This window comes from Streptomyces sp. RB17 (assembly GCF_009604455.1).
In the GTDB taxonomy this organism is placed as follows: Bacteria; Actinomycetota; Actinomycetes; order Streptomycetales; family Streptomycetaceae; genus Streptomyces.
This window is the reverse complement of record NZ_WEGL01000009.1, coordinates 262,648-275,286: the sequence shown is the minus strand read 5'-3', so window position 1 is coordinate 275,286 and position 12,639 is coordinate 262,648. Positions and strand designations below refer to the sequence as shown.

Below are 12,639 nucleotides of genomic sequence, written 5' to 3'. Positions count from 1 at the left end.
GTCATGCGGAGGAGGTCATGGGGACCGTCTTCTCCTTCGACGTCCGCGGCGGGGAACCCGGTGCGGTGCACGAGGCGCTGGCCGAGGCCGTCGCCGGTCTGCACCGGGCGGACGCGGTGTTCAGCACCTACCGCGAGGACAGCGAGGTGTCCCGGCTGGCCCGGGGCGAGCTGACCGTGGCGCAGTGCGCGCCGGAGGTGGCCGAGGTGCTGGACCTCGCGGCCGAGGCGGAACGACTGAGCGAGGGCTGGTTCAGCACGCGCTACCGGGGCTCGCTCGATCCCACCGGCATCGTCAAGGGCTGGGCCGCCGAGCGGGCCGCGCGGCTGCTGGCGGGGGTGGCCGGGGTGCGCGGGGTGAGCGTGAACGGAGGGGGGGACGTCCAGCTCCTCGGCACGCCGGAGCCGCAGCGGCCGTGGCGGGTGGGGGTGGCGGATCCGCTGCGGCCGGGGGGTCTGGCCGCGGTGATCTCGACGGCGGGCGTGGCCGAACTGTCGGTGGCGACCTCGGGTACGGCCGAGCGGGGCGCGCACATCGTGGATCCGCGCACCGGGAGGTCCGCGGTGTCGGACCTGGTGGCCGTGACCGTGGTCGGTCCCCGGCTGACCTGGGTCGACTGCTGGGCCACGGCGGCCTTCGCGATGGGCTCCAGGGCGGGCCTTGCGTGGCTGGAGTCGCTGCCGGACGTGGAGGGGCTGCTGATCACCGCCGGCGACGAGGTGCGGTGCACCGGGGGGCTGGCGGCGCGGCTGGGCTGAGCGCGACTTTTTCGCCGGGGCGCGCTCCCCCCGGTTCACACCTTCGGTTGCACGACGTGCGCCATCTCCAGGTGGGCCGTGGCGAGGACGGTGCCGCCGGGTGTCGTCAGCCGGACGCCGGAGAGGGTCGACAGGTCACCGGGAGCGGCCACGCCCCACTCGCCGTGTCCGGCGACCAGGGGGAAGTCGCCGACCCGGACGGTCGTGCCGTCGGAGTGCTGCAGGAGGCAGGTCACCGTGCCGGTGTACGAGCCATGGGGGCCGGCGGAATCGACGGACACGTAGATCCAGCCGGGGGTCCCGGGGTGGGCGTAGACCTCGCCGACCTTGCCGCCGCCGCTCGTGGCGGAGGTCATGTCGCCGACCAGCATGGGCTCGGACTCGGTGGCGGGGCGGCTCGAGGCGAGGACCTCCTCGACGGCGGTGCCGACCCCCCAGCCGGCGAAACCGACGGCGACGGTGAGCGCGGTGGCGACGGCCGCGAGCCGCAGCCGGGCCCGCCGGGCCCGCGCGCGCAGGTCACGCGGCGCACGGCCGGAGACGCCCGCCCGGGCCTCGGACGCCGAAGCCTGCTCGGCCAGCCTGCGCGCCACCCGGGTCTCGAACCCGGCCGGGGGCTCGCCGTCCGGCAGCAGGCCGACCAGCCTGTCGCCGACCAGGGTGAGCTGACGGACGTACTCCCGGCAGTCCGCGCACCGGTCCAGATGGGCGACCGCCTCGGCGCGCTCCCGGCCGGGCAGCACGCCCAGCGCCAGCTCGGCGCCGATCTCCCGCAGCTTGTCGCAGTTCACGTCACGGGACATGGTCGCCTCGCTTAAAAGGCGCGAGCGTGGCGCGCAGTTTCGCCATGGCGGCCCTGATCCGTGTCTTGGCGGTGCCCAGCGGGATGCGCTCCGCGTCGGCGATCTGCTGGGCCGTCATTCCGTAGATGCCGGCCATCACCAGAGCCCTGGCCTGCTCCCGGGGCAGCCGGGCCACGGCGGCCCGCAGCTGGGAGGAGGCCTCGTCGGCCAGCGCCCACTGCTCGGGGGTCTCGGTGACGACGCCGATGAGGGAGTCGAGGTCCTCGGGTGCCATCGGCTCGGTCCGCCGGGCCCGGACCGCGTCGACGGCGAGGTTGTGCGCGATGGTCGTCAGCCAGGTGGTGACCGATCCGCGGCGCGAGTCGTAGATCTGGGCATGCCGCCATGCCCGCTCGAACGTCGACTGAGCGACGTCCTCGGCGAGCTGCGCATCCCCGGTGACGGCCATGGCGACTCCGAAGACCCGGTGCTGGAACCTGCGTACGAAGATCACCGCGAGTTCCGGATCACCGGTGGCCAGCCCGGCCAGGAGGGCTTCGTCCGGGAGGCGGCCCACGGGGAACCGGAAACCCGACACACCCCTGTGTACGGCCGCCGGAGGCCACGGGATTGCCCGCCCGCCTCCCCGCCCGCCGCGGAAGATCACACCCTCATTCTCCGCCGCCGGGCCGGGTGCCGCATGCGGGCTCAGTGGCCGTTCTGCGCCAGTCGCAGCAGGTGGTCCGCGAGGGCCTGGCCCCCGCTCGGGTCCCGGCTGATCAGCAGCAGCGTGTCGTCGCCGGCGATCGTGCCCAGGATGTCGTGCAGCTCCGCCTGGTCGATGGCCGAGGCGAGGAACTGGGCGGCCCCCGGCGGGGTGCGCAGGACGACGAGGTTGGCGGAAGCCTCCGCGGAGATCAGCAGTTCCTGGGAGAGGCGCCCCATGCGCTCCTCCTTGGCCGACTCCCCCAGGGGGGCGCGGGGGGTGCGGAAACCGCCCTCGCTCGGCACGGCGTAGATCAGCTCGCCGTCGGTGTTGCGGATCTTCACCGCGTTCAGCTCGTCGAGGTCCCGGGAGAGCGTCGCCTGGGTGACGCTCAGCCCGTCGTCGGCGAGCAGCTTCGCCAGCTGGCTCTGCGACCGCACCGGCTGCCGGTTGAGGATGTCCACGATCCGGCGGTGCCGCGCGGTACGGGTCTGCGGCACGGCCGGTCCGGCACCCGCCGCCTGCTCGTGATCCTGCGCCTGGCTCATCGTCGTCCTATTCTTCGGATCGTCCGTCCCCATCCACTGGGTTCGCTGCGTCGAGAATGCCGGGCAGCGCCTGGAGGAAGGCACCCACCTCGTCGTCGGAGATGTTCAGCGGCGGCATGAGCCGTACGACGTCGGGGGCGGGCGCGTTCACCAGGAACCCGGCCTCCTGGGCCGCCGCTTGCGCCTGTGGCGCGTGCGGCCCGGTGAGCACGATACCCAGGAGCAGGCCCGCGCCCCGCACAAAATCGATCAACGGGTGCCCCAGGCCCTCGATTCCCTGACGCAGCTTCTCGCTCTGCCGCTTGACGTTCTCCAGCAGCCCCTCGTTCGCGATGGTGTCGAGGACGGCGAGTCCGGCGGCGCAGGCGACCGGGTTGCCGCCGAAGGTGGTGCCGTGCTGGCCGGGCTGGAGCAGTTCGGCGGCGCGGCCGAAGGCGACGGTGGCGCCGAGCGGCAGTCCGCCGCCGAGCTGCTTGGCGAGGGTGACGACATCGGGCAGGACGCCCTCGTGGGCCTGGTACTCGAACCAGGTCCCGGTGCGGCCGATGCCGGTCTGCACCTCGTCCAGCACGAGCAGGGCGCCGGTGGCGGCGGTGATCGCGCGGGCGGCCTTCAGATAGCCGGCCGGGGGCACCACCACCCCGTTCTCGCCCTGGATCGGCTCGATGACGACCAGGGCGGTCTCCTCGGTGACCGCCGCCGCGAGCGCCTGGGCGTCGCCGTAGGGCACATGGGTGACCTCGCCGGGCAGCGGCAGGAAGGGGTCCTGCTTGGCGGGCTGACCGGTGAGCGCGAGGGCGCCCATCGTACGGCCGTGGAAGCCGCCGGTGGTGGCGACCATGTGGGTGCGCCCGGTGAGCCGGCCGATCTTGAAGGCCGCCTCGTTGGCCTCGGCGCCGGAGTTGCAGAAGAAGACCCGGCCCTCCCGGCCGAAGAGCTGGAGCAGCCGTTCGGCGAGGGCGACCGTGGGCTCGGCCATGAAGAAGTTGGAGATGTGGCCGAGCTGCCCGATCTGCCGGCTGACGGCCTCGACGATCGCCGGGTGGGCGTGGCCGAGGGCGTTGGTGGCGATGCCGCCGACGAGGTCGTGGTACTCCCGGCCCTCGGCGTCCCACACCTTGACGCCCGCGCCGCGCACGAGGGGCAGCCGGGGGGTGCCGTAGTTGTTCATGAGCGCGCCCTGCCAGCGCTGGGTCAGCTCCTGGTTGGCCTGGCTGGCCTGCTCGCCCTGGTTGCCCGTCACTGTGCGTCCCCCTCGAGCTCGTCGGGCACGACCATCGTGCCGATGCCTTCGTCGGTGAAGATCTCCAGCAGGATCGAGTGCTGGACCCGGCCGTCGATGACGCGGGCGGTGTGCACCCCGTTGCGCACGGCGTACAGGCAGCCCTCCATCTTCGGCACCATGCCGGAGCTCAACTCCGGCAGCAGCTTCTCCAGTTGGGAAGCGGTGAGGCGGCTGATCACCTCGTCGGAGTTGGGCCAGTCCTCGTAGAGGCCCTCGACGTCGGTGAGGACCATGAGGGTCTCGGCGCCCAGTGCCGCAGCGAGTGCCGCAGCCGCCGTATCAGCATTGACGTTGTAGACATGTCCGTCGTCCTGACTGCGGGCGATGGAGGAGACGACCGGGATACGGCCGTCGGCGAGCAGCGCCTCGATGGCGCCCGTGTCGATCGCGGTGATCTCGCCGACCCGGCCGATGTCGACCAGTTCGCCGTCGATCTCGGGCTGGTGCCTGGTCGCGGTGATGGTGTGCGCGTCCTCGCCGGTCAGGCCGACGGCGAGCGGACCGTGCTGGTTGAGCAGACCGACCAGCTCGCGCTGCACCTGTCCCGCCAGCACCATCCGTACGACGTCCATGGCGTCCTCGGTGGTGACGCGCAGGCCGGCCTTGAACTCGCTGACGATCCCGTGCCTGTCGAGGGCGGCGCTGATCTGCGGGCCGCCGCCGTGGACGACGACCGGCCTGAGGCCGGCGTGGTGCAGGAACACGACGTCCTGCGCGAAGGCGGCCTTCAGCTCCCCGTCGATCATGGCGTTGCCGCCGAACTTGATGACGACGGTCCTGCCGTTGTGCTTGACCAGCCAGGGCAGCGCCTCGATGAGGATCTGCGCCTTGGGCAGTGCGGTGTGCTTGCGCGTTGGGGACTTTCGCTCTTCTGGGTGATTGACCGTCATAGCCGACTCTCGGAAGGATCTCGGATCAGCCGCCGGGCGGGCGGTGTTGGCCTGCGGAGGCGATGTAGGACTCGTCCCGGACTCGTCCGGGGCGAGCGCTCGCCGGTGAAACAGAAGCCTCGTCGGCGACGACGGGGCCCGCGACAACCACGCGGGCACGTCAGGACGAGTAGGCGCTGTTCTCGTGGACATAGTCGGCCGTGAGGTCGTTGGTCCAGATGGTCGCAGACTCACTGCCTGCCGCGAGGTCCGCCACGATGTGCACCTCGCGGTAGCGCATGTCGACCTTCTCGCGGTCCTCGCCGACCGAGCCGTTCTTGCACACCCAGACGCCGTTGATGGCGACGCCCAGCCGGTCCGGCTCGAAGGCGGCCTTCGTGGTGCCGATCGCGGAGAGCACCCGGCCCCAGTTGGGGTCCTCGCCGTGGATCGCGCACTTCAGGAGGTTGTTGCGGGCGATGGCGCGGCCCACCTCGACGGCGTCCTCCTCGCTCGCCGCGTTGACCACCTCGACCTTGATGTCCTTGCTGGCGCCCTCGGCGTCCCGGATCAGCTGCTGTCCGAGGTCGTCGCAGACCTGTTGCACGGCCTCGGCGAACGCGTCGTACTCGGGGGTGATGCCGGAGGCGCCGGAGGCGAGCAGCAGCACGGTGTCGTTGGTGGACATGCAGCCGTCGGAGTCGACCCGGTCGAAGGTGACCTTGGTGGCGGCGCGCAGGGCCTTGTCCAGGGTGTCGTTGTCGACGTCGGCGTCGGTGGTGAGGACGACCAGCATGGTGGCGAGGCCGGGGGCGAGCATGCCCGCGCCCTTGGCCATGCCGCCCACGGTCCACCCTCCCCCGGACTCCGTCCGGGGGGACCCCGAGGTCACCACGGACGTCTTGTGGACGGTGTCGGTGGTCTTGATGGCGATGGCGGCCTTCTCACCGCCGTGCTCGCTCAGGGCACCGGCCGCGGTCTCCACGCCCTTGAGGACCTTGTCCATGGGGAGCAGGACGCCGATGAGGCCGGTGGAGCAGACGGCGACCTCGATGGCGCCGCGGTCGAGCACCTCGGCGACCTTCTCGGCGGTGGCGTGGGTGTCCTGGAAGCCCTTGGGGCCGGTGCAGGCGTTGGCGCCGCCCGAGTTGAGGACGACCGCGGAGACCTGGCCGCTCTTGATGACCTGCTCGGACCACTGCACCGGTGCGGCCTTCACGCGGTTGGAGGTGAAGACGCCCGCGGCGGCACGGCGCGGCCCGTTGTTGACCACGAGGGCCAGGTCGGGGTTGCCGTTCTCCTTGATCCCGGCGGCGATGCCCGCGGCCGTGAATCCCTTTGCTGCCGTCACGCTCACGGCGCAACTCCGATCGTGGTCAGCCCGGTGGTCTCGTCGAGCCCCAGGGCGATGTTCATGCTCTGGACGGCACCGCCGGCGGTGCCCTTGGTCAGATTGTCGATGGCGCTGATCGCGATGATGCGGCCCACGGCCTCGTCGTACGCGACCTGCACCTGAACGGCGTTGGAACCGTGGACGGACGCCGTCGCCGGCCACTGGCCCTCGGGCAGCAGATGGACGAAGGGCTCGTCGGCGTAGGCCTTCTCGTAGGCGGCACGGACGGAGTCCGCCGTCACGCCCTCGACGGCGGACGCGCTGCACGTGGCGAGGATCCCGCGCGGCATCGGCGCCAGGGTCGGCGTGAAGGAGACCGCGACCCGCTCCCCCGCCGCCCCGCTGAGGTTCTGGATCATCTCGGGGGTGTGCCGGTGGCCGCCGCCCACGCCGTACGGCGACATGGAGCCCATGACCTCGCTGCCGAGCAGATGCGGCTTGGGTGCCTTGCCGGCCCCGGAGGTGCCCGACGCGGCGACGATCACCGCCTCCGGCTCGGCGATCCCGGCGGCGTAGGCCGGGAACAGGGCGAGGGTGACGGCGGTGGGGTAGCAACCGGGCACCGCGATGCGCTTGGACCCCTCCAGCGCGGCGCGGGCGCCCGGAAGTTCGGGAAGGCCGTACGGCCAGGTACCGGCGTGTGCGGAGCCGTAGAACTTCTCCCAGTCGGCCGGGTCCTTCAGGCGGAAGTCGGCGCCCATGTCGATGACGAGGACGTCCGGGCCGAGCCGCTCGGCGACGGCGGCGGACTGCCCGTGCGGCAGCGCGAGGAAGACCACATCGTGCCCGGCGAGCGCCTCGGGCGTGGTCTCGGTGAGCACGCGGCCGGCCAGCGGCAGCAGGTGCGGCTGGAGTGCGCCCAGGCGCCGGCCCGCGCTGGAGTTCGCGGTGAGGGCACCGATCTCGACCTCGGGGTGTGCGAGGAGCAGGCGCAGGACCTCGCCGCCCGCGTATCCGCTCGCTCCGGCCACCGCCGCACGTACCGCCATGTCCATCCTCCTCGTGATGGCATGACTATACGGTCCGCTGCAGTTTTATGCAACGCCCTATGCGGGCGGCTGGACGATCCGCCCGGGAAGCATCACCCAGCGCGAGACCACGAAGGTGACCGGGATCGCCGCCGCCGAGGCGAGCAACGGGGCGAAGCGGCTGCCGGCGTGCAGGACGTCGACGATCACGTAGACACCTGCCGTCGTGATCAGGAAGTTGGTGACATTGGTCAGCGGGAACAGCAGGAATTTCCGCCAGGTGGGCCGGATCCGGTAAGTGAAGCGCGCATTCAGGAAAAAGGAGCCGACCATACTGAGCACGAAGGCGAGAACATGCGCGAAGAGATAGGGCAGCCAGTTCAGGAACAGCAGGTAAAGGCAGTAATAGACGGCGGTGTTGATCACACCGACCGCGGCGAAGGTGAGGATCTGTCGCTTCAAGGAATGAGGTCTTTCGTCCGTTCCACGTTGGTCGCCTTCACCAGGAAGTGCGGGCGGCCCTTCACCTCGTAGTAGATGCGTCCCGTGTACTCCCCGATCACTCCCAGCATGACCATCTGCACCCCCGCCAGGGCGGTGACGGCGGTGATGATGGTCACATAGCCCGGAGTCTGGACGCCGTTGATCAGCGCGGCGCCCACGATCCAGGCCGTGTAGAGGCCCGCGCACAGCAGCAGCCCCATGCCGAGCCAGAGGGCGGCGCGCAGCGGGCGGTTGTTGAAGGACAGCAGTCCGTCGATGCCGTAGTTGAGCAGGCCGCGCAGGTTCCAGGAGCTGTTGCCGGCCTCGCGCGCGGCGTTCTCGTACTCGAAGGTGGTGCTCGGGAAGCCCACCCAGGCGAACAGGCCCTTGGAGAAGCGGTTGTACTCGGTGAGGGCCAGCACGGCGTCCACCACGCGGCGCGACAGCAGCCGGAAGTCGCCGACGCCGTCGGCGAGTTCGACGTCGACCAGACGGTTGACCAGCCGGTAGTACAGGCGCGCGGTCAGGGTCCGCACGAGACGGTCGCCGGTGCGGCTGCGCCGGGCGATGACCTGGTCGTGGCCCTCCTCGCGCAGTTGGACCATCCGCCTGATCAGTTCCGGCGGGTGCTGGAGGTCGGCGTCCATGACGATCACCGAGTCGCCGGAGGCGTGCCGCAGGCCGGCGAGCAGCGCGGCCTCCTTGCCGAAGTTGCGGCTGAAGGAGACATAGCGCACCCGTGCGTCACGGTCGGCCAGGTGCTTCAGGACGGCGAGCGTACGGTCGCGGCTGCCGTCGTCGACGTACACGAACTGCATGTCGTGGCCGAGCGGCAGCAGTTCCTCGGCGATGCTCTGGATCTTCTCGTGGAAGCGTCCGAGGACGTCTTCCTCGTTGTAGCAGGGCGCGACGATCGATATCAGCATGGCGGGTCCCCCCAGGGGCGCGGTCAGGGTGCGGTGGTCACGCGCTCGCGTGGTGGTGTGGTCGTGGGCGGCGCGGGGGCGCGCCGGCGGCGGACGGCGGTGAGGGCGGTCAGGAGGGCGAGGGCCGCCAGCGAGACGAGCCCGACGGTCGTGCCCAGCCGCAGGCCGGGTGGGTGGAAGGTGCAGGTCAGACTGGTCGAACGGCCGTCGAGTGGGACGGCGATCAGGCCGTGGTGGTCCCCGGCGGGCCTGGCCGGCCCGTCGCCGGTGGCGCAGCGCCAGCCGGCGATGCGGGGTGCGGCGAGGACCGCGATGCCTCTGCTGCCGGCGGGCAGTCGGGCGCGGACGGTGCCGTCGTCGACGCCGACCTCGGTGGCGCCGGTGGCCTTCAGCCGGGCCGCCGCGGTGTGCAGCCGTGCGGTGTCCAGGCAGCCGACCGCGCCGGGCGGGATGCGGCCGGGGCGGTCCGGGTTCAGCTCGATCCGCACGCGCCCGGAGGGCGGGGTAGGGCCGAGCGGCTCCATGGCGGCCCGGTTGCGGCCGTACTCGAACCGGAAGGGAACGTCGGTGCCGGAGCCCGCGAGCCGTGCGGTGCCGGAGAAGTGCGGGGCCCACAGGTTCACCTGTGTCCCGGCCGGGCAGCGGGCGGTGATCGTCGGCCGGGTCAGGGCGTTCCCTGAGCCCACATAGCGGCTCTTCACCGGCTTCCCGACGTCGTCGTACACGGCGAGGCGGGGCACGGTGTAGACCCGTCTGCCCAGCAGCAGTTCCTGGTTACGGTACGGCGACGGGCCGAAGGGGGTGTCGTCGGGCGCGGTCCGCACGGTCACCAGGGGCGGCACGTCCCGCCGGGTGACGGTGGCCCCGGCGCCGTCCTCGGGCAGCGCCCCCTGGTGCGGGTCGGGGGGGTTGTGCAGCCGGGCGCCGACGGAGAAGAGGACGTCGGTGACGGCGTTGTCCAGGCTCTGCACGCTGCGGCCGCGCGAGGTCCAGCCGCCGCCGAGGGCGGTGAGGGTGCGGCTGAGGACGTCCGAGGTGAGGCTGCTGTAGTACTGGGCGCCCTGGCCGCCGACCAGCATCGGGTCGTTGCCGACGGTCTGTTCGCGGCCGGGGTCGGTGCGGTAGCGGGGCCAGCCGTCGGCCCCGGCGATCGCGGCCGCCTGCCGCTGCTGCCGCTCGCCCCAGGGGGCGTAGTCGTCCAGGTGTTTCAGCCGCAGCTCGGTGGCGACGGCGGAGGTGGCGGCGGTCTCGCCGGCCTGTGCGCCGAGGAGGAGTACGACGGCCAGGCCGGCGCGTCGTGTGCCCGGCCCGGCGCGGCGGAGGAGGACGAGCCCGCACAGGGTTCCGCCGACGGCGAGCAGCAGCACCGGCCAGGTGTGCGGCCGTACCAGCGTGCTGCGGCTCGCGACGGCGGTGATCAGGGCGAGCAGCGCCGTCGCGGCGCCGAGGGCCCGCCCGTCGGGAAGGCCGTACGACAGGGCGTGCCAGGCGGCGACGACCAGCAGCCCGCACAGGACGAAGGCCTGCCGGTAGGAGCTGCCCTGCGGGGTGGCGAAGGCGTGCCAGACCAGGCTGGTGGGCGCCCACTGGAGCGACAGGGCGACCGCGAGGACGAGGGTGGTCCAGCCCACGCGGACCGGGGCGGGGACCGCGCGGTGGAAGGGCAGGGCGAGGGCGAGCACCAGGGCGGTGATGCCGACGTAGAGGGCCGGGGAGCCGAAGCCGTAGGTCGTGGGCAGGAGGCGGGCCAGCAGGTCCTCGCCCGGGACGGGCGTGAACGGCCGTACCCGGCCCGGGTAGGCCTGTGTGGTGCCGAAGTAGACCACCGTGACGAGCGGGGCGGCGAGGCCCACGCCGAGGGCGACGGTGAGGGTGGCGCGGCCGGCCGCGGCGAGGGCCTGCCGGCGGGGCGGGCGGGCGAGCAGCAGACGCAGCAGCAGGACCAGGGCGGCGCCGAGGGTGGCCATGTAGGCGGTGTAGAAGTTGGCGGTCCAGGCGAGGGCGACGATGAGGGCGCCGAGGAGCCTGCGGCGCCCGGCGAGAGCCCATTCGGCGACCAGGCAGAGCAGCGGCAGGGCGATCAGGCCGTCGAGCCACATCGGGTTGTAGTCGGCGTCCGCCACGGTCCAGCCGCACAGCGCGTAGGAGGCACCGAGGAGTCCGGCGGCCCACCAGCGGCCGGGGCGCAGGGTGAGCAGCAGCCAGGCCATGGCGGCCGCGGCGGAGGCAATCTTCAGGACCGTGACGACGTAGACCGCGAGGTCGATCCGGTCCCGTGGGAAGACGGCGACGAGCAGGGCGAAGGGGCTGGCGAGGTAGGTGCCGAGGTCGGGCAGGAAACTGGAGCCGTACCCGGACTGCCAGTTGACGAGGAGGCCGCCGTCGCCCTGGCCGTGCAGCAGGTCCCACAGGTGGGCGTGGAAGGGCACGTACTGGTTGCCGAGGTCGTTGACGCTGCGGGTGCGCGCTCCGAACGGGTAGCTGCGGGCGAGGACGTCACCGGCGCAGAACGCCGTGACGGCGAGGGCCGCGGCGAGGAGGGCGGCGGCACGCCTCGCGGGGGATATCGGTGTCACACCCTGTTGCATTATCCGGCGTTCCCTCACAAAGGCGTACCCGTCTTTTTCGCCTAGACGGTCCGTGTTTCAAGTTGGTTGTGCGCGAACCCAGAAGTGACGCGCCATCCTCCGAATACGGGAAACGGCGTATGAATTTAATGACGTGCCGGGAAATCTCTGATTTCCGGCAGGTGTTTTCAAGGTGAACCGGGGGGGCGGTCCTGGGCGCGGGGGTGTGGTGAACTTGTGGCTACCGCCGCGTGCGGCGACCCACGACGAAAGGCACGGTGATGGACGGCGAGTTCTGGCCGGTGCCCGACGTGCTGGAGCATCTCGTCGGCCGCTGGCGCGTCGAGCGGCACGTGCGGGATCTGACGAGCGGCGACGAGGGCCGCTTCGAAGGGGTCGTCCACTTCACCAGGCTGACCCGCGGAGCCCTGCTGCACGAGGAGTCCGGCACCTTCACCTGGCGGGGCGTGGCCCGGCCCGCCACCCGCACGCTGCGGTTTCTGCCCGGGCCCACGCCGGGCACTGCGGACGTGCGGTTCGCGGACGGGCGGCCCTTCCACGAGCTGGACCTGGGCTCCGGGCGGTACGTCGCCGAGCACCCCTGCGCGGCCGACCTCTACCGCGGCGAGTTCACCGTCCGGGACGCCGACCACTGGCGCACGGTGTGGCGGGTCGGCGGACCCGCGAAGGATCTCCTCCTCACGACCGACTACGTGCGCGAGGGCTGAGCCGACACGGCGTCGAGACGGAGGTTCCAGCGGCCCGCGCGGCCCGAGACGCTGGACGTGGACAGCGGGCGCACGTCGATGTTCCAGTAGGTCGAGGGCGGTGCCTTCAGGGCGTAGACCAGGGCCGCGCGGATCACGGCGGGCTCGGCGACGGCGACGATCCGGCCGCCGTCCTCCACCGGCCGGGTGTCCAGCCAGCCGCCGACCCGGGAGATGAAGGCCAGCAGGGACTCGCCGCCGTGCGGGGTGGCGCGCGGGTCGGCGAGCCAGGCGTCCACCGCGTCCGGCTCACGGGCCATCGCCTCGCCCAGGGTCAGTCCGCGCCAGCGGCCCATGTCGCAGTCGCGAAGCGCCAGTTGGGCCAGCGGGGCGTACCCCAGCGCGTCGCCGGTGGCCCGGCTGCGCGCGGTCGGCGAGCAGTAGCGCAGCTCGGCGGCGGCCAGTGGCAGCAGGTCCCCGGCGGCGCGCTGCACCTCGTCCCAGCCGGCCTGGTCCAGCGGCCGGTCGTCGTCGAAGCGCTCGGCGAGCAGCGGGGTGCTGCGCGCTGCGGCGACGAACGTCACCCTCAGTGGCATGCGGTGATGGTGTGACGGACGTGTGCGAAGGTCAAGAGCTGCTGCCTGTGA

General features: G+C 72.1%; 13 protein-coding genes. 2 read left to right on the top strand and 11 right to left on the bottom strand.

The genetic code is table 11. The annotated features are described in order from the left end of the window. The first annotated feature begins 17 nt into the window (after positions 1–17). A complete protein-coding gene (locus SRB17_RS35100) occupies positions 18–758 on the top strand; it encodes an FAD:protein FMN transferase (RefSeq protein ID WP_153544961.1) in 741 nt (246 codons plus the stop codon). Positions 759–793: 35 nt separating this feature from the next. On the opposite strand, the gene SRB17_RS35095 is transcribed toward SRB17_RS35100, so the two are convergent. The 10 genes from SRB17_RS35095 to SRB17_RS35050 all read right to left on the bottom strand — a co-directional run bounded on the left by SRB17_RS35095 (position 794) and on the right by SRB17_RS35050 (position 11,306). Beyond that, complete coding sequence (locus SRB17_RS35095; protein ID WP_153544564.1) at positions 794–1,561, bottom strand: hypothetical protein; 768 nt, start codon at positions 1,559–1,561, stop codon at positions 794–796. Beyond that, complete coding sequence (locus SRB17_RS35090) at positions 1,551–2,138, bottom strand: RNA polymerase sigma factor (protein ID WP_323376755.1); 588 nt, start codon at positions 2,136–2,138, stop codon at positions 1,551–1,553. The genes SRB17_RS35095 and SRB17_RS35090 overlap by 11 nt, the downstream gene beginning before the upstream one ends. A gap of 110 nt (positions 2,139–2,248) precedes the next feature. Then, on the bottom strand, positions 2,249–2,794 hold the full coding sequence (locus SRB17_RS35085; RefSeq protein WP_153544562.1) for an arginine repressor: 546 nt from the start codon (positions 2,792–2,794) through the stop codon (positions 2,249–2,251). A 7-nt stretch (positions 2,795–2,801) separates the two neighbouring features. Then, a complete protein-coding gene (locus SRB17_RS35080) occupies positions 2,802–4,037 on the bottom strand; it encodes an acetylornithine transaminase (protein ID WP_323376753.1) in 1,236 nt (411 codons plus the stop codon). After that, entirely contained in the window at positions 4,034–4,969 is a 936-nt protein-coding gene (gene argB, locus SRB17_RS35075) for an acetylglutamate kinase (protein ID WP_153544560.1), read from the bottom strand. The genes SRB17_RS35080 and argB overlap by 4 nt, the downstream gene beginning before the upstream one ends. 160 nt (positions 4,970–5,129) lie before the next feature. Next, positions 5,130–6,305: a bifunctional glutamate N-acetyltransferase/amino-acid acetyltransferase ArgJ gene (gene argJ, locus SRB17_RS35070; RefSeq protein WP_323376752.1), complete on the bottom strand. Its 1,176-nt coding sequence runs from the start codon at positions 6,303–6,305 to the stop codon at positions 5,130–5,132. Then, complete coding sequence (gene argC / locus SRB17_RS35065; RefSeq protein WP_153544558.1) at positions 6,302–7,330, bottom strand: N-acetyl-gamma-glutamyl-phosphate reductase; 1,029 nt, start codon at positions 7,328–7,330, stop codon at positions 6,302–6,304. Before argC ends, argJ begins: the two co-directional genes overlap by 4 nt. Before the next feature lie 57 nt (positions 7,331–7,387). Next, positions 7,388–7,771, bottom strand: coding sequence for a GtrA family protein (locus SRB17_RS35060; protein WP_153544556.1), 384 nt, complete (start codon positions 7,769–7,771; stop codon positions 7,388–7,390). Further along, positions 7,768–8,718, bottom strand: a complete 951-nt coding sequence (locus SRB17_RS35055) for a glycosyltransferase family 2 protein (protein WP_153544554.1) — start codon at positions 8,716–8,718, stop codon at positions 7,768–7,770. Before SRB17_RS35055 ends, SRB17_RS35060 begins: the two co-directional genes overlap by 4 nt. Before the next feature lie 23 nt (positions 8,719–8,741). Next, a complete protein-coding gene (locus SRB17_RS35050; RefSeq protein ID WP_153544552.1) occupies positions 8,742–11,306 on the bottom strand; it encodes a YfhO family protein in 2,565 nt (854 codons plus the stop codon). 260 nt (positions 11,307–11,566) lie between these two features. On the opposite strand from SRB17_RS35050, the gene SRB17_RS35045 reads away from it, so the two are divergent. Then, the gene (locus SRB17_RS35045; protein WP_153544550.1) at positions 11,567–12,013 is read left to right on the top strand and encodes a DUF6314 family protein; all 447 of its coding nucleotides are present in this window, start codon (positions 11,567–11,569) and stop codon (positions 12,011–12,013) included. Here the strand turns inward: SRB17_RS35045 and SRB17_RS35040 are convergent. Continuing rightward, positions 11,995–12,588 (bottom strand): histidine phosphatase family protein, encoded by a 594-nt coding sequence (locus SRB17_RS35040; RefSeq protein ID WP_153544548.1) that lies wholly within the window; start codon positions 12,586–12,588, stop codon positions 11,995–11,997. The two genes, SRB17_RS35045 and SRB17_RS35040, sit on opposite strands and share 19 nt — an antisense overlap. Between the last annotated feature and the right edge of the window lie 51 nt (positions 12,589–12,639).

What these genes read in the sequence shown, in the direction of transcription:
- SRB17_RS35100 (WP_153544961.1), top strand. Translation starts at nt 18, where the DNA reads ATGGGGACCGTCTTCTCCTTCGACGTCCGCGGCGGGGAACCCGGTGCG.
- SRB17_RS35095 (WP_153544564.1), bottom strand. Translation starts at nt 1,561, where the DNA reads ATGTCCCGTGACGTGAACTGCGACAAGCTGCGGGAGATCGGCGCCGAG.
- SRB17_RS35085 (WP_153544562.1), bottom strand. Translation starts at nt 2,794, where the DNA reads ATGAGCCAGGCGCAGGATCACGAGCAGGCGGCGGGTGCCGGACCGGCC.
- argB (WP_153544560.1), bottom strand. Translation starts at nt 4,969, where the DNA reads ATGACGGTCAATCACCCAGAAGAGCGAAAGTCCCCAACGCGCAAGCAC.
- argC (WP_153544558.1), bottom strand. Translation starts at nt 7,330, where the DNA reads ATGGCGGTACGTGCGGCGGTGGCCGGAGCGAGCGGATACGCGGGCGGC.
- SRB17_RS35055 (WP_153544554.1), bottom strand. Translation starts at nt 8,718, where the DNA reads ATGCTGATATCGATCGTCGCGCCCTGCTACAACGAGGAAGACGTCCTC.
- SRB17_RS35050 (WP_153544552.1), bottom strand. Translation starts at nt 11,306, where the DNA reads ATGCAACAGGGTGTGACACCGATATCCCCCGCGAGGCGTGCCGCCGCC.
- SRB17_RS35045 (WP_153544550.1), top strand. Translation starts at nt 11,567, where the DNA reads ATGGACGGCGAGTTCTGGCCGGTGCCCGACGTGCTGGAGCATCTCGTC.
- SRB17_RS35040 (WP_153544548.1), bottom strand. Translation starts at nt 12,588, where the DNA reads ATGCCACTGAGGGTGACGTTCGTCGCCGCAGCGCGCAGCACCCCGCTG.